At 51.8% G+C, this 16,784-nt stretch carries 14 protein-coding genes; 9 read left to right on the forward strand and 5 right to left on the reverse strand.

Features of this window, described 5'->3' with window-relative positions:
• Positions 1–88: 88 nt before the first annotated feature.
• From fruB to fruA, 3 genes are read left to right on the forward strand one after another with little or no spacing between them, the layout of a single operon-like run.
• Complete coding sequence (gene fruB, locus HV314_RS09070; RefSeq protein WP_016156988.1) at positions 89–1,219, forward strand: fused PTS fructose transporter subunit IIA/HPr protein; 1,131 nt, start codon at positions 89–91, stop codon at positions 1,217–1,219.
• On the forward strand, positions 1,219–2,157 hold the full coding sequence (gene fruK, locus HV314_RS09075) for a 1-phosphofructokinase (RefSeq protein WP_181547879.1): 939 nt from the start codon (positions 1,219–1,221) through the stop codon (positions 2,155–2,157). The genes fruB and fruK overlap by 1 nt, the downstream gene beginning before the upstream one ends.
• 16 nt (positions 2,158–2,173) lie before the next feature.
• The gene (gene fruA, locus HV314_RS09080; protein WP_016153736.1) at positions 2,174–3,862 is read left to right on the forward strand and encodes a PTS fructose transporter subunit IIBC; all 1,689 of its coding nucleotides are present in this window, start codon (positions 2,174–2,176) and stop codon (positions 3,860–3,862) included.
• Between the two features lie 79 nt (positions 3,863–3,941).
• On the opposite strand, the gene HV314_RS09085 is transcribed toward fruA, so the two are convergent.
• On the reverse strand, positions 3,942–5,240 hold the full coding sequence (locus HV314_RS09085; RefSeq protein WP_141875433.1) for an anaerobic C4-dicarboxylate transporter: 1,299 nt from the start codon (positions 5,238–5,240) through the stop codon (positions 3,942–3,944).
• Between the two features lie 76 nt (positions 5,241–5,316).
• On the reverse strand, positions 5,317–6,036 hold the full coding sequence (locus HV314_RS09090) for an aspartate/glutamate racemase family protein (RefSeq protein WP_109017516.1): 720 nt from the start codon (positions 6,034–6,036) through the stop codon (positions 5,317–5,319).
• A gap of 353 nt (positions 6,037–6,389) precedes the next feature.
• Here HV314_RS09090 and hypT point away from each other — a divergent pair, with 353 nt between their 5' ends.
• The 4 genes from hypT to HV314_RS09110 all read left to right on the forward strand — a co-directional run bounded on the left by hypT (position 6,390) and on the right by HV314_RS09110 (position 10,816).
• Positions 6,390–7,301, forward strand: coding sequence for a hypochlorite stress DNA-binding transcriptional regulator HypT (hypT, locus tag HV314_RS09095; RefSeq protein ID WP_181547880.1), 912 nt, complete (start codon positions 6,390–6,392; stop codon positions 7,299–7,301).
• Between the two features lie 303 nt (positions 7,302–7,604).
• Entirely contained in the window at positions 7,605–8,546 is a 942-nt protein-coding gene (locus tag HV314_RS09100; protein ID WP_016153731.1) for a pseudouridine kinase, read from the forward strand.
• Positions 8,534–9,469, forward strand: a complete 936-nt coding sequence (locus tag HV314_RS09105) for a pseudouridine-5'-phosphate glycosidase (protein WP_019077232.1) — start codon at positions 8,534–8,536, stop codon at positions 9,467–9,469. The genes HV314_RS09100 and HV314_RS09105 overlap by 13 nt, the downstream gene beginning before the upstream one ends.
• A gap of 96 nt (positions 9,470–9,565) precedes the next feature.
• The gene (locus HV314_RS09110; protein WP_003027431.1) at positions 9,566–10,816 is read left to right on the forward strand and encodes a NupC/NupG family nucleoside CNT transporter; all 1,251 of its coding nucleotides are present in this window, start codon (positions 9,566–9,568) and stop codon (positions 10,814–10,816) included.
• 43 nt (positions 10,817–10,859) lie between these two features.
• Here HV314_RS09110 and HV314_RS09115 read toward each other — a convergent pair whose 3' ends face one another.
• The 3 genes from HV314_RS09115 to HV314_RS09125 all read right to left on the reverse strand — a co-directional run bounded on the left by HV314_RS09115 (position 10,860) and on the right by HV314_RS09125 (position 13,929).
• A complete protein-coding gene (locus tag HV314_RS09115; RefSeq protein ID WP_046275458.1) occupies positions 10,860–11,948 on the reverse strand; it encodes a sugar kinase in 1,089 nt (362 codons plus the stop codon).
• Positions 11,949–11,950: 2 nt separating this feature from the next.
• Complete coding sequence (gene nfo, locus HV314_RS09120) at positions 11,951–12,808, reverse strand: deoxyribonuclease IV (protein WP_016156981.1); 858 nt, start codon at positions 12,806–12,808, stop codon at positions 11,951–11,953.
• 71 nt (positions 12,809–12,879) lie between these two features.
• Positions 12,880–13,929 (reverse strand): YeiH family protein, encoded by a 1,050-nt coding sequence (locus HV314_RS09125; RefSeq protein ID WP_016153726.1) that lies wholly within the window; start codon positions 13,927–13,929, stop codon positions 12,880–12,882.
• A gap of 244 nt (positions 13,930–14,173) precedes the next feature.
• Here HV314_RS09125 and yieE point away from each other — a divergent pair, with 244 nt between their 5' ends.
• Together yieE and lysP are read left to right on the forward strand one after the other, a co-directional pair.
• Positions 14,174–15,046, forward strand: a complete 873-nt coding sequence (yieE, locus tag HV314_RS09130; protein WP_181547881.1) for a DNA-binding transcriptional regulator YeiE — start codon at positions 14,174–14,176, stop codon at positions 15,044–15,046.
• A 203-nt stretch (positions 15,047–15,249) separates the two neighbouring features.
• Positions 15,250–16,719, forward strand: a complete 1,470-nt coding sequence (lysP, locus tag HV314_RS09135) for a lysine-specific permease (RefSeq protein WP_016153724.1) — start codon at positions 15,250–15,252, stop codon at positions 16,717–16,719.
• Positions 16,720–16,784: the final 65 nt, after the last annotated feature.

The following is a 16,784-nucleotide window of genomic DNA, read 5'->3' on the forward strand; positions in this document are numbered from 1 at the left end:
GCGTCATCTTGCCATAACTGATGGAGTCAGGTGACGCCTTTTTTCTCATGTTAGCTGAATCGTTTCAAATCAGCGGGAGAGGAGAACCATGTTCCAGTTATCTGTTCAGGATATTCACCCGGGCGAACAGGCCGGGAATAAAGAAGAGGCTATTCGCCAGGTTGCCGCTGCCTTAGTGCTGGCAGGTAACGTAGCGGAAGGCTACGTCGATGGCATGCTGGCGCGTGAACAACAGACGTCCACGTTCCTCGGCAACGGTATTGCTATTCCTCACGGTACGACGGACACGCGCGATCGGGTGCTGAAAACCGGCGTGCAGGTGTTTCAGTTTCCGCAGGGCGTGATCTGGGGTGAAGGGCAGGTTGCTTATGTGGCAATCGGCATCGCCGCCAGCTCTGATGAGCACCTCGGCTTACTGCGTCAGCTGACGCATGTGCTGAGCGATGACTCCGTCGCTGAACAGCTGAAATCTGCGACCACGGCGGAAGAGTTGCGCGCGTTGCTGATGGGGGAAAAGCAAAGCGAACAGCTGAAGCTTGATAACGAAACGCTGTCGCTGGACGTCGTTGCCAACTCGCTGGTCACGCTGCAGGCGCTCAACGCCGCACGGCTGAAAGAGGTCGGCGCGGTTGACGCCACCTTTGTGGCCAGAGCCATTAATGAGCAACCGATGAATCTCGGTCAGGGGATCTGGCTGAATGACTGTGCTGAAGGCAATGTGCGCAGCGCCGTTGCGGTCAGCCGCGCAGCAACAGCGTTCGATGTACAAGGTGAAGCGGCAGCCCTGCTGGTGACCGTCGCCATGAATGACGAACAACCGGTTGCGGTGCTGAAGCGCCTTGGCGATCTGCTGCTGAATAATAAAGCTGACCGTTTGTTGAAAGCCGATGCGGCAACGGTGCTGGCGCTGCTGACCAGCGATGATGCCTTAACTGATGATGTACTGAGCGCCGAATTTATTGTGCGCAATGAGCATGGTTTACACGCCCGCCCGGGCACCATGCTGGTGAATACGATTAAACAATTTAACAGTGAAATTACCGTGACAAATCTTGATGGAACCGGCAAGCCGGCGAATGGACGCAGTCTGATGAAAGTTGTGGCATTAGGCGTGAAGAAAGGACACCACCTGCGCTTTACCGCCCAGGGTGAAGATGCTGAACAGGCGCTGAAAGCGATTGGCGAAGCCATCGCGGCGGGTCTTGGGGAGGGCGCGTAATGAGCAGACGTGTTGCTACTATCACCCTTAACCCAGCCTACGATCTGGTGGGTTTCTGCCCGGAAATTGAACGCGGTGAAGTGAACCTGGTTAAAACGACCGGTCTGCACGCGGCAGGGAAAGGGATTAACGTCGCTAAGGTTCTGAAAGATTTAGGTATCGATGTAACGGTGGGCGGTTTCCTCGGTAAAGACAACCAGGATGGTTTTCAGCAGTTGTTCAGCGAGCTGGGTATCGCCAACCGTTTTCAGGTTGTACAGGGGCGTACGCGTATCAACGTCAAGCTGACCGAAAAAGACGGCGAAGTGTCCGATTTCAATTTCTCCGGCTTTGAAGTCACCCCGGCTGACTGGGAACGCTTTGTGAATGACTCGCTGAGCTGGTTGGGCCAGTTCGACATGGTGTGCGTCAGCGGCAGTTTGCCGACCGGCGTTAGCCCGGAAGCATTCACCGACTGGATGACGCGCCTGCGCAGTCAGTGTCCTTGCATTATCTTTGATAGTAGTCGTGAAGCACTGGTGGCCGGTCTGAAAGCGGCGCCGTGGCTGGTAAAACCAAACCGTCGTGAACTGGAAATCTGGGCAGGCCGTAAGCTGCCAGAAATGATAGATGTGATTGAAGCTGCACATGCGTTGCGCGAGCAGGGTATTGCTCACGTGGTGATTTCACTTGGCGCGGAAGGTGCGCTGTGGGTTAACGCTTCGGGTGAGTGGATTGCTAAACCGCCGTCAGTCGAGGTGGTAAGCACCGTAGGCGCGGGTGATTCAATGGTTGGCGGCCTGATTTACGGCCTGCTGATGCGTGAATCCAGTGAACACACCCTGCGTCTGGCAACCGCTGTTGCCGCCCTGGCGGTAAGCCAAAGCAATGTGGGCATTACCGATCGTCCTCAGTTGGCCGCAATGATGGCGCGTGTCGACTTAAAACCGTTTAACTGACAGCAGGAGAGGCATAATGAAAACGCTGCTGATTATTGACGCTAATCTCGGCCAGGCTCGCGCTTATATGGCGAAAACCCTGCTTGGAGCGGCGGCGCAGAAAGCACATCTGGAAATTATTGATAATCCTAATGATGCCGAACTGGCAATTGTTCTGGGCGACACGCTTCCTGCCGACAGTTCGCTGAACGGCAAAAAAGTCTGGCTGGGCGATATTGGTCGTGCGGTTGCGCATCCTGAACTTTTCCTCAGCGAAGCGAAAGGCCACGCAAAACCTTATAGCGCTCCGGTTGCGACAGCGTCCGTGGCCAGTAGTGGTCCAAAACGCGTGGTGGCGGTGACGGCTTGTCCAACTGGCGTTGCCCATACGTTTATGGCCGCTGAAGCTATTGAAACGGAAGCGAAAAAACGTGGCTGGTGGGTGAAGGTTGAAACCCGTGGTTCTGTTGGCGCAGGCAATGCCATTACGCCGGAAGAGGTGGCTCAGGCGGATCTGGTGATTGTGGCGGCTGACATTGAAGTTGATCTGGCGAAGTTTGCCGGAAAACCAATGTACCGTACTTCTACTGGCCTTGCGCTGAAGAAAACGAAGCAGGAGCTGGATAAAGCGCTGGAAGAAGCAACGCCGTACCAGCCTGCCGGCAAAGCGCAGTCTGCAACCACTGAAGGTAAGAAAGAGAGCGCTGGCGCGTATCGTCACCTGCTGACGGGCGTATCCTACATGCTGCCGATGGTGGTTGCTGGCGGTCTGTGTATTGCACTCTCATTCGCTTTTGGTATCGAAGCGTTCAAGGAACAGGGTACGCTGGCGGCGGCGCTGATGCAGATTGGCGGTGGTTCAGCTTTCGCGCTGATGGTGCCGGTTCTGGCGGGCTACATCGCGTTTTCCATCGCTGACCGTCCGGGTCTGACGCCTGGTCTTATCGGCGGTATGCTGGCGGTGAGCACCGGTTCCGGCTTTATTGGCGGGATTATTGCCGGTTTCCTTGCCGGTTATGTGGCGAAGCTCATCAGCACGAAGCTGAAACTCCCGCAGAGTATGGAAGCGCTGAAACCGATCCTGATCATTCCGCTGCTTTCAAGCCTGGTGGTTGGTCTGGCCATGATCTACCTGATCGGTAAACCAGTGGCGGGCATTCTGGAAGGTCTGACCCACTGGCTGCAAACCATGGGAACCGCGAACGCGGTGCTGCTTGGAGCGATTCTTGGCGGCATGATGTGTACCGATATGGGCGGTCCGGTTAACAAAGCGGCGTATGCTTTCGGTGTGGGCCTGCTTAGTACGCAAACCTATGCGCCGATGGCGGCGATTATGGCGGCGGGTATGGTGCCTCCGCTGGCCCTGGGGCTGGCAACGCTGGTGGCGCGTCGTAAGTTCGACAAAGCGCAGCAGGAAGGCGGTAAAGCTGCGCTGGTACTGGGCCTGTGCTTTATTACCGAAGGGGCTATCCCATTCGCTGCCCGTGACCCGATGCGCGTTCTGCCTTGTTGTATCGTTGGCGGCGCGATTACTGGGGCTATCTCGATGGCGGTGGGGGCTAAGCTGATGGCGCCGCACGGCGGTCTGTTCGTGCTGTTAATCCCTGGCGCAATCACTCCGGTGGTTGGATACCTGCTGGCCATTATTGCCGGTACGCTGGTAGCCGGTCTCTCCTACGCGGTGCTGAAACGCCCGGAAGCAGAGGTTGTGGCAAAGGCGGCCTGATTTAACGCTGACATCCGGGGCAGAGATTTCTCTGCCCCTTTTTTTATCCATTAAATCTGCCTGGCTGTGTTAAACCGGTTCAGGCAATCATTGGCGCGATGATAAAACCAAAGGCAACGCCAGCAATGATCCCGCCAAGCCCTGGCAACATAAACGGATGGTTTAAGACATACTTACCCACGCGCGTTGTCCCGGTGGTGTCGAACTCCATTGCCGCCAGCGAAGTCGGATAAGTTGGCAGAACAAACACGCCGGTCACTGCGACATAGGAAGCCAGAATGGCCCATGTGGGGACGCCGAGCGCGACGGCAAGAGGGATAATCAGCGGCGTGGTGGCTCCCTGCGAATAGAGAAGCGCGCAGGTACCAAACAGCACCAGCGCCAACAGCATCGGATAAGCCCGTAGAATATCGCCCGCGATATCCTTTATCTCCGTTAAGTGGGCATCAATGAAAGTTGTGCCCAGCGTAACAATACCCAGAATCACTGCCAACGAACTCATACCCGCCCGAAACGTGGATGTCAGGACAATCGCGTCTGTTGATGTTTTGCATAGCACCACCATCAGACACGCGGCAGCTAGCATGCAGATAATGATAATATCCCGGGTATTCATGGGGTTACCTGCATCGAATCCAGGGCGCAATTGAGGGCATGCGGCAAGAATAACGATGACCACCGTTGCCAGCATAAACAGGGCGACTGACAGTCTGGCACCTGGCGTTGTGCTGTTTTGCCCTGCATATTTACGCACCAGTCCTTTTTGCAGGCGTTCCAGATAGACTTCATCATCCTGTAGCTCACATCCCTGGCGTGAGGCGATAAAAGCGGCGACCATCGCGGCGACAAATGAGGCAGGCAGACATACCGCCATGACCTGAATAAAGCTGATACCGTTGCCTTCCATAATAGTCAACATAGCGGCCATTGCGGCACTGATCGGCGAACCGGATATCGCCACCTGAGAAGCGACTACGGAGCCTGCGAGCGTACGAGAAGGGCGAATACCTGACTCTTTGGCAACTTCGGCAATCACCGGCAGAGTAGAAAAGACGATGAACCCTGTTCCCGCCATAATCGTCATCGACCAGGTAATAATCGGCGCAATAATATTGATATATTTAGGGTTACGGCGCATAAAATTACCGGCAATGCGAACCAGATAATCCATGCCTCCGGCGGCCTGTAGCGCCGATGCCGCCACCACCACCGTCATAATAATAAGAATAACGTCAACGGGTGGTGAACCAATTTGCAGCCCAAATCCCAGCGTTAAAATAGCCAGCCCCAGCCCGCCACATAAACCAATACCAATTCCGCCAAGGCGGATACCGAAAAATATTGCGCCCAACACTACGATAATTTCTAGCCAAATCATAATGGCCTCCGCCAGAGAGTAATTTGTAATTAAAATGGGTTTTTATTTAATGCAACAATTAAACAGGTAGGGATATTCATTGCGCCAAAAGGTGATTTTTACCCACGCGTTTCTCGTACCATTTAATACCGGCACGAACCAACGAACCGGTTGAATCAATATATTTTTCAGGTGACTTGTTGACTGCTTCAGCAAGAATGACAGGAACTTCAGTACATCCGAGCACGATGACTTGTGCCCCGCGTGAGAAGAGTGCTTCAGCCTGTTCATTCATCAGCGTTTGCGCCCGGTTAGCATCACCTGCTTTTAAGCAATAAATGCTTTCCATCACTTTTTCCTGACTGGATGAGTCAGGGCTGATGCAGGTTAACCCAAGAGATTCTATGCCTTTTTGATAGAGGCCCATGTATAAAGTGGCGTTGGTGGCGAGTAATCCGATTTGCGATTTCCCGCAGTTTTTAACCTCATTGATGGTCGTTTCAACGATACTGAGCAGCTCTGTATGGCAGCACGCTTTTAATTCATTAAACCAAAAGTGGGCGGTGTTACAGGGGATCACAATACACTCGGCGCCAGCATCTTCGAGTTTATGCATATAATCGCGCATTGCCGGAAGTGGGGAATGACCATGATGCATTAACGCGTCGGTTCGGTCAGGAATGTCAGGAATAGATGAAATAATTAAGGGGATATGTTCCTGGTCACGTTGCGCAGCGGTAAAAGTGACGAATTTATTAAACAGGTCGACCGTTGCAGCAGGTCCCATACCACCAAGTACGCCAATTAAACCTTTCACGATATATACCTCAATTCACCGATAATTAATATTCAGAGCCGGGTTGTGTCTGCTGATAATGTTTAACAGCAGTGAGACGTGAGGAGAAATGCAATAATGTATGGTTCAATGCAAAAACCGCATGACTGTGGTTTATTGTGTAACCTCAGCAGGCCGGTATTCGGCCAGAGGCTCCGCGTTACACGGCGGACAACCGGTCGTAACCGATAGGGAGAGAAGTATGTTAATGTTAAAAATGAAGCCTTGATGCAAAAAACGAATCACCAGGCGCTAATGATGAATGTCATCTCCGGAACTATTCAGGCATGATGCTTTAAGGCTAATAGGCATATTTAAATATCCGCGTGATAAGCATGAAAAATATTGAGACAAAATGGTTATATGACTTTCTGACGTTGGAGGCATGCCGTCATTTTTCCCAGGCGGCTGAGGAGCGCAACATATCCCAACCGGCATTTAGCCGGCGGATCAAGGCGCTCGAATCAGCCGTGGGTGTGCTGCTTTTTGATCGCACAACGAGCCCACTGCAACTCACGGAGGAGGGCAAGCTATTTCATTCGCAAACCCGTAGTTTGTTGCAACAGCTGGAATGTAATCTGGATGAGCTAAGCGGCCACAATTTACTGGGTGTACCCAATATCAAAATAGCGGCGGCACATTCTCTGTCGCTGACGATGTTGCCCAGATTGGTGCACTCAATGGCGGCCTGGGGTGAGGAGTTTGTCTATCATGTTGAAGCTATTGATGTTGTTCAGGCGGTGAATACTCTGCGCGAGGGGAAAAGCGATTTTATTATCTCCTTTCGGGATGAAGATTTAATGCAGTCACCTTTCTGCGGCTTGAAGGTTTTTGAGTCTGAACTGTACCCCGTGTGTGCTGCTGATGCGCAGGGTAAGGCGTTGTTTGATATCTATCAGTCGCAGGCACCGATTCTGAACTATATCAGCACATCCTACATGGGAAGATTGGTAAACCGTCATCTGGCGGAAGTAGGCGGCATTTCAGCCCGAACGCTGTTTATGTCTTCGATGAGTGAGTTATTAAAAAATATGGCATTGGATGGGCATGGTATCGCCTGGCTGCCGGCGTGGACAATCGTAAACGAACTGCGCGAAAAGCGGCTGGTTTGTCTGCAGACGCCGGAACTGATGGTGCCTATTCAGGCTTATATTTACCGAATGGATACCCGGTTGAATAAAACGGCTGAGCACTTCTGGCGGATTTTGTACAACCATATGCCAGAGGACCTTGTTTCGCTCAGTTGATACGAACCGGATCGTCTGGCGCATCTGAAAAATCTCCGGTTATGCCGGAGTTAAACTCTTTAGACTGCTTGAATTGTGTACTACCTCTCATTTTCTCTTTCCTTTACAGACTGTATCTATAAAAAATTGTGATTCTGTTCATATCTATTGAGTTTAGATCTTGAATATGGATTTACTTTGTCAAAAACACGCTTACTATGAACATGTGTTTGATAGTGAACATGTGCTCTAATAACCTAATGTGTGGCGTTGGTTATTTTTAACGAACTCATTTGTGGCAAGTTAATTGCCAGGGGACGTGCTATGCGTGAAAAGGAATACATAGTAACTATTGGCTCGGCCAATATGGATGTTGCTGGGTATTCGCATGCTTCTCTAAATTATGCGGATTCGAATCCAGGAAAGATAAAATTCACCCCCGGCGGAGTTGGACGTAACATTGCACATAATCTCGCGCTGCTGGGGAAAAATTCATGGTTACTGACGGCGGTTGGTAATGATTTTTATGGACAATCGTTATTGGCGCAAACCAATCAATCCGGAGTTCATGTTGATAAGTGTCTTATCGTTCCCGGAGAGAATACGTCCAGTTATTTATCATTGCTTGATAACACCGGTGAAATGTTGGTTGCCATTAATGATATGAGCATTACCGAACATATTTCAGCAGATTTTTTATCACAGCATCATGATTTTATTCGGCAGGCGAAAGTCATCGTCGCCGATTGCAATATCAGCGAAGATGCCCTGGCATGGGTGCTGGAAAATGCCGGAGAGGTTCCGGTGTTTGTTGACCCGGTATCGGCATGGAAATGCGTCAAAATTCGCGAGCGGCTTGGACAAATTCACACTCTTAAACCCAACCGGCTTGAAGCCGAAACGCTAAGCGGTATTGCGCTTTCCGGGCGTGATGACGTGGGTAAAGTCGCCGCCTGGTTTCATGATCGCGGCTTAAATAGGCTGGTGCTCAGCATGGGCGGTGACGGTGTTTATTACAGTGATATTGCGGGGAGTCGTGGTTGGTCGCTGCCGATTAAAACTCACGTCATTAATGTTACCGGGGCTGGCGATGCAATGATGGCTGGACTGGCTTCCTGCTGGGTAGACGGCATGCCCTTTATTGATTCGGTTCGATTTGCGCAGGGTTGTTCATCAATGGCGTTAGCCTGTGAATATACCAATAACCCTGATTTGTCTGTTGCGAATGTAAGCTCATTAGTGGAGAACACAGAATGTCTGAATTAACTCTTTCCTCTGAATTATTACAAATATCTCCAGAAGTACAGGAAGCATTAAACAGTAAGAAGCCGATTGTTGCACTTGAATCAACCATTATTTCTCATGGTATGCCATTTCCGCAGAATGCCCAGACAGCGATTGAAGTAGAAGAAACTATTCGTAAACACGGTGCGGTTCCTGCGACCATTGCCATTATTGGCGGAATAATGAAAGTTGGTTTAAGCAAAGATGAAATTGAGCTGCTTGGGCGAGAAGGTCATAGCGTTACGAAAGTAAGTCGTCGTGATTTGCCGTTTGTGGTCGCGGCAGGAAAAAATGGTGCAACGACTGTTGCCTCAACCATGATTATTGCCGCACTGGCGGGAATTAAAGTATTTGCGACAGGGGGAATAGGTGGGGTTCATCGTGGTGCTGAACATACCTTTGATATTTCCGCGGATCTGCAAGAACTGGCGCATACCAATGTCACGGTAATTTGTGCCGGGGCGAAATCTATTCTTGATCTCGGCTTAACTACTGAATATTTAGAAACCTTTGGTGTGCCGTTAATTGGTTATCAAACCAACGCGTTGCCAGCATTTTTCTGCCGTACCAGTCCGTTTGAGGTCAGCATCCGTCTGGACAGTGCGAAAGAGATTGCCCGAGCCATGGCGGTGAAATGGCAAACGGGTCTCGACGGCGGTCTGGTTGTTGCGAACCCCATCCCAGAGCAGTTTGCGATGGCTGAAGAGAAAATTAATGCGGCAATCGATCGGGCGGTAAAAGAAGCGGAAGATCAGGGCGTTGTGGGCAAAGAGAGTACGCCGTTCCTGTTAGCGCGGGTTGCAGAGCTGACCGGTGGTGACAGCCTGAAATCAAATATTCAGCTGGTGTTCAACAATGCGGTACTGGCCTGTGAAATTGCGAAGGAGTATCAGCGCCTCGTCTGACAGAATTTCCCGGGCAGAATGCGGTCGCCCGCGAATATCAAACCTACCAAAACCTGGCGATAACGCCGGGTTTCCTGGCATGAAGGGAATTTCATTATGGATATAATGAGAAGTGTTGTGGGTATGGTGGTATTACTGGCCATCGCGTTTCTGCTGTCAGTAAATAAAAAACGTATAAGTCTGCGTACGGTCGGGGCTGCACTGGTACTGCAAATCGCAATCGGCGGCATTATGCTGTACTTCCCGCCAGGAAAATGGCTGGTTGAACAGGCTGCGCTCGGTGTCCACAAGGTAATGTCATACAGTGACGCGGGAAGCGCATTTATCTTTGGCTCCCTGGTAGGGCCAAAAATGGATGTGCTGTTTGACGGAGCCGGGTTTATCTTCGCTTTTCGGGTGCTTCCGGCCATCATTTTTGTGACCGCACTGATCAGTCTTCTCTACTACATTGGCGTGATGGGGCTGTTGATCCGCATCCTCGGCGGTATTTTCCAGAAAGCGCTGAACATCAGTAAGATCGAGTCATTTGTCGCCGTAACGACGATTTTTCTCGGGCAAAACGAGATCCCGGCGATCGTGAAGCCGTTTATTGACCGCCTGAATCGCAATGAGCTGTTTACCGCTATTTGTAGCGGGATGGCCTCGATTGCTGGCTCAATGATGATCGGTTACGCCGGAATGGGCGTTCCGATTGACTATTTGCTGGCGGCATCGTTGATGGCAATCCCTGGCGGTATTTTGTTCGCGCGTATGCTGAGTCCGGCTACTGAAGAATCTCGCGTCACCTTTGAGAACCTGTCATTTACTGAAACGCCACCGAAAAGCATCATCGAAGCAGCGGCGAGCGGAGCGATGACCGGGCTGAAAATTGCTGCTGGCGTGGCGACAGTCGTAATGGCATTTGTCGCCATTATCGCGCTGATTAACGGCATTATTGGCGGAATTGGTGGGTGGTTTGGCTTTGGTCACGCCACTCTGGAAGGGATCTTTGGCTATGCGCTAGCCCCGCTGGCGTGGATTATGGGTGTGGACTGGAGCGATGCGACGCTGGCAGGCAGCTTGATCGGACAGAAGCTGGCGATTAATGAGTTTGTCGCTTATCTCAACTTCTCGCCGTATCTGCAAACGGGTGGAACGCTGGATGTGAAGACCATTGCGATTATCTCGTTTGCGCTGTGCGGTTTCGCTAACTTTGGTTCGATTGGCGTTGTCGTCGGGGCATTTTCGGCGATAGCGCCACAGCGTGCCCCGGAAATCGCGCAGCTTGGCATGCGCGCGCTGGCAGCAGCAACGCTGTCAAACCTGATGAGCGCCACTATAGCCGGTTTCTTTATTGGGCTGGCATAGCGAAAATAATGCCGGATACGCGTAGCGCCATCCGGCATTACATTTAAGCAGTTTGCAGCAAATACAAGGCGTTATCTGCTGAGAGGGTTGGGTTGTTGATGCTGACGCTGGCTCGCGATAATGCCGCGCAGGCCATGGCAAAGTGAGCGCTTTCATGAAATTCACTACCTTCCAGAAAGCTGTACAGCAATCCCGCCATAAAAGCATCGTCGGCGCCAAAACTGTCTACAACCGTATGCTCAGGAGGCGTCAGTAAAAACTGTTCTCCGTCCTTTTCGCTGCAAAAAACGGATTCATCTTCCAGGCAAACAAAGATTCGTTTTACCCCTTGCTGATGGAGACTATTGACGGCCAGTACGCGATCGGCATCTGAATGAATAGGTTGACCCCACAAAATCGCCAGCTCTTTCTGCGTTGGTTTTAGCGTATGAATACGCGTAAACCAGGTCTTCATTTTTGCCGCTTTGAACTCTGAAACGGTGTCAATGAATACCGGAATATCATCAGCAATAGTAAAGACCCACTCAATGGCTTCGGCAGTCAGATTGCAATCTGCCAGTACGACACCGGAATGGCGGATCAAATCTCGCGAACTGTTCAGTAACTGCGGCGTCAATTGTTGCAGGATATGGGTATCGTTAATTGCCAGTACGGTCTCTTCCTGCTGATTAGCGATCGACAGGTAAGTTGAGGTGTTATGTCCATGCAGGCGTATGCAACTGGAAACGTTAACACCGGCCTGACGCGTTTGTTCCAGCAATGTTTCGCCATAGAAATCACTGCCAACAGCGGAAATTAAGTGGACGTCACGGCCCAGCAGCGCCAGGTTGTGGGCGATGTTACGTCCCACGCCGCCTGCCGAGCAGTGAATGCTACCAGGGTTAGAGGCAGCCTGAGGATAGTGGATGTCAGCAACACCACGAATATCCATATTGATCGCCCCAACAACCACGCAATAATCCTGTTCGGTAAGGATATAACCTTTACCTTTGATCATGCCTTTACGCATCAAATCCATAATATGCGCAGCAACGCGTGAACGGCTGATCTGCAAAATATCGGCGATTTCATTCTGCTGAATCAACGGATTGCGACGCAGGATCTTAAGGATCTGCTTTTCCCTGTCGTTCATGATTATGCCACCGCTTTTTCTGTTTGCTGGGCTTTCAGCCAGGCGATCTCTTCTGCCCAGATATCCGGATTAATCGTTTCGAGCACCAGCGGAATGCCGTCAAAACGATTGTCCTGCATGATCCAACGGAAGGCATCGTGGCCAATATTGCCTTCACCTAAGCTGTGGTGACGGTCAACGCGACTGCCAAATGCGCTCTTGGCGTCGTTCAGGTGCATACCGCGTAGGTACCTGAAGCCGACAATACGCTCAAATTCCGTAAACGTCTTTTCGCATTCCTCGACGGAGCGCAAATCGTAACCGGCCGCGAAGGCATGGCAGGTATCAATACAGACGCCGACGCGGGACTTATCTTCGACGCCGTCGATAATGGCGGCAAGGTGCTCAAACTTAAATCCAAGGTTGCTGCCTTGTCCGGCGGTATTTTCGATAACTGCCGTAACGCCCTGGGTCTGAGCAAGGGCGATGTTGATGGATTCGGCAATGCGCGCCAGACACTCATCTTCCGGGATCTGCATCAAATGGCTACCCGGGTGAAAGTTCAGCAAGGATAAGCCCAGCAGTTCACAGCGCTGCATTTCATCTATAAACGCATCACGTGATTTTTCCAGCGCATCGCTAACCGGATGACCGAGGTTAATCAGGTAACTGTCGTGAGGCAGGATCTGGGCGGCAGTATAGTGATACTTCTCGCAGGCAGATTTAAAATCATCAATGATTTCGGTGGTCAGCGGCGCGGCACGCCACTGGCGCTGATTTTTGGTGAACAGGGCGAATGCGGTCGCTTCGATTTCTGCGGCTCGAATAGCGGCGTTAGCCAGACCGCCAGCGGCGCTTACGTGCGCTCCGATATATTTCATAAATTTAACCCGCCATACTCAAATACAAAAAGGGAGAGTATAGCGGGTTAATAGAGGTGAGTCGTGATCGTTTATGCCATCAGCGCGTGGATAGCGACGTTAATCGCACCGCCACCCACAATCAGCCAGACAAACAGCAGCAGGGCCATCAGTAACGGTTTGGCACCGGCTTTTTTCAGCGCGCTAACGTGCGTGGTCAACCCCAGGGCAGCCATCGCCATTGCCAGCAAAATGGTGTCCAGCGTTACCAGCATGTTCACTACTGACTGTGGCAGCAGGTGGAACGAGTTAAAAATTGCGACCACAATGAACAGGATGGCAAACCATGGAATGGTTATTTTGCTCTTCTCACCGCCCGTGGCCGGAGACAGCTGTTTAACGCGTGCGGCCAGGAGGATAAGGAACGGTGCCAGCATCATGACGCGCAGCATTTTGGCAATAACCGCGGCGTTTTCCGCATCCGGGCTAATGGCGTGCCCGGCAGCCACAACCTGTGCAACTTCATGCATGGTAGAGCCAATGTAAATGCCGTAGGTTTCTGGGCTAAACCAGTGTGAAAGCAACGGATACATCGCCGGATACAGGAAGATAGCGATTGTACCGAAGATAACCACGGTGGCGACAGCGACGGTCACTTTACTGGCTTCTGCTTTCACCACTGGTTCGGTTGCCAGCACGGCGGCGGCACCACAAATGCTGCTACCCGCGCCAATCAGCCAGCTGGTGTGACGGTCCAGACCAAATACTTTCTGCCCTAGGAAACAGGCAATCATAAAGGTGCTGCTTAGCGTTAATACATCAATCACGATACCGCTGACGCCGACGTCAGCAATTTGCGCGAAGGTGAGGCGGAAACCGTAGAGGATAATCCCCAGACGTAATAAATGTTGTTTCGCGAACAGCACGCCGCCGTCACAGCTTTTCCAGATGTGCGGATAGACGGTGTTGCCGAGAATCATCCCCAATAAGATGGCTAAGGTGAGGGCGCTGAACCCGGCACCTGCGACGGCGGGAATGGATCCTCCCCATAAGGCGACCCCAGTGATAACTGCACTCAGGGCAAGCCCCGGAATAAAATGCCACGCTGTACGACGATGAGTCTGTAAGGTGAGTTCTGTCATATCCTTCTCCTTTATCTGGGTAAAAGAGTAAGGCGAAGTGGTTTAAAAATAAAATTGATTATATATTTATAATTAATCTATATAAGTGGTATACCCGTCATACTTCAAGTTGCATGTGCGTTGGCTGCGCTCGTTCACCCCAGTCACGTACTTAAGTACGCTCCGGGGGATGCTCTCTCTTGCCGCCTTCCTGCAACTCGAATTATTTAGGGTATAAGTAACGGCTATCCGGTGGAAAACGACTATGCATATCACCCTGCGACAACTTGAAGTGTTTGCTGAGGTACTAAAAAGCGGCTCAACGACCCAGGCATCTGTCATGCTGGCATTGTCGCAGTCGGCGGTGAGTGCGGCGCTTACCGATCTGGAAGGGCAACTTGGCGTGCAACTGTTTGACCGTGTCGGCAAACGGCTGGTGGTTAACGAACACGGACGCTTGCTTTATCCGCGCGCGCTGGCGTTACTTGAGCAAACGACCGAAATCGAACAGCTTTTTCGCAAAGATAATGGCGCCATTCGGGTCTATGCCAGTAGCACCATCGGTAATTATATTCTGCCCGCCATGATCGCTCGTTATCGCCAGGACTTCCCCGATTTGCCGCTGGAACTTAGCGTGGGCAACAGCCAGGACGTGATCAATGCGGTGCTGGATTTTCGGGTAGACATCGGGCTGATTGAAGGGCCGTGTCACAGTACGGAAATCATCTCTGAACCGTGGCTGGAGGACGAACTGGTGGTGTTTGCCGCACCGTCGTCACCGCTCACAAAGGGGCCCGTTACGCTGGAACAGCTGGCTGCTTCGCCGTGGATCCTGCGTGAGCGAGGATCGGGGACGCGTGAACTGGTGGATTACCTGCTGTTGTCTCATCTGCCAAGATTTCAGATGGCGATGGAGTTGGGGAACTCCGAGGCCATCAAGCATGCGGTGCGCCATGGTCTCGGGATCAGCTGTTTGTCGCGTCGGGTCATTGCGGAGCAGTTACAGGCAGGGACGCTGAGCGAAGTTAGCGTGCCACTGCCGCGATTAGTGCGCACTCTCTGGCGCGTTCATCACCGGCAAAAACATATCTCCAATGCCATTACGCGTTTTTTATATTACAGCGACCAGGTTGAGTAGGGCGAATAGCGCGCTAACTCTCGTCAGGCCACACTATCCATAATGGCTGTTACGTCTTAACCGCCTTGTGCCGCCCGTTTTCTGCTTTACTTATAATCCGCGGCCAGTCATGAAGGTCTCTTATAACAGCGCATTTGTGCCGGAAGAATGCCATTTCGTCTGCTACAATCGCGCCTCATTTTTTGGATGGATAGCATTTTCACATGGTTTCCGAAACTAAAACCACAGAAGCGCCCACGCTACGTCGTGAACTGAAGGCGCGTCACCTGACGATGATTGCCATTGGAGGCTCCATCGGTACAGGTCTTTTCGTTGCATCTGGTGCAACTATTTCTGCGGCGGGTCCTGGCGGCGCGTTGTTCTCTTATATCCTGATCGGTCTGATGGTGTACTTCCTGATGACCAGCCTCGGTGAACTGGCTGCCTATATGCCGGTTTCCGGCTCGTTCTCCACTTACGGTCAAAACTACGTAGAAGAAGGCTTTGGCTTCGCGCTGGGCTGGAACTACTGGTACAACTGGGCGGTAACGATTGCCGTTGACCTGGTGGCCGCACAGCTGGTGATGAGTTGGTGGTTCCCGGACACGCCGGGCTGGATCTGGAGCGCACTGTTCCTCGGCGTTATCTTCCTGCTGAACTACATTTCCGTTCGCGGATTTGGTGAAGCGGAATACTGGTTCTCGCTGATCAAAGTCACCACTGTAATTATCTTCATCGTGGTTGGCGTGATGATGATTTTCGGTATCTTCAAAGGCACTCAGCCAGTGGGCTGGAGCAACTGGACGACCGGTGATGCACCGTTTGCCGGGGGTTTTGCCGCTATGATTGGCGTGGCGATGATCGTCGGCTTCTCCTTCCAGGGAACTGAGCTGATCGGTATCGCGGCAGGCGAATCTGAAGATCCTGAAAAGAACATTCCACGTGCGGTGCGTCAGGTGTTTTGGCGAATCCTGCTGTTCTATGTGTTCGCGATTTTGATTATCAGCCTGATTATCCCGTACACCGATCCGAGCCTGCTGCGCAACGATGTGAAAGACATCAGCGTTAGCCCGTTCACGTTGGTATTCCAGCATGCGGGTCTGCTGTCAGCCGCTGCAGTGATGAACGCGGTTATCCTGACGGCGGTACTGTCAGCAGGTAACTCCGGGATGTATGCCTCCACGCGTATGCTTTACACCCTGGCATGCGACGGTAAAGCGCCGCGTATTTTCGGCAAACTGTCTCGTGGCGGTGTACCGCGTAACGCGCTGTATGCGACGACTGTGGTGGCGGGGCTGTGTTTCCTGACCTCGATGTTTGGTAACCAGACCGTGTACCTCTGGCTGCTGAACACCTCCGGGATGACGGGCTTTATCGCCTGGCTGGGGATTGCTATTAGCCACTATCGCTTCCGTCGCGGTTATGTGCTGCAGGGTCACGATGTGAAGGATCTGCCGTACCGTTCTGGCTTCTTCCCGCTGGGTCCGATCTTCGCCTTTGTGCTGTGCCTGATTATCACTCTGGGCCAGAACTACGAAGCGTTCCTGAAAGATAGCATTGACTGGGGCGGCGTGATGGCAACCTATATCGGTATCCCGCTGTTCCTGATTATCTGGTTTGGCTATAAGCTGGCGAAAGGAACTCATTTTGTTCGCTACAGCGAAATGAAATTCCCGGATCGCGTGAAGAAATAACAGTATAAAAAGCATAACAAAAACCCCGGCATGATGAGTGCCGGGTTTTTTTTATTGCGCCAGAC

The sequence above is a fragment of the Citrobacter sp. RHBSTW-00887 genome (assembly GCF_013728095.1).
Classification (GTDB): domain Bacteria; phylum Pseudomonadota; class Gammaproteobacteria; order Enterobacterales; family Enterobacteriaceae; genus Citrobacter; species Citrobacter braakii.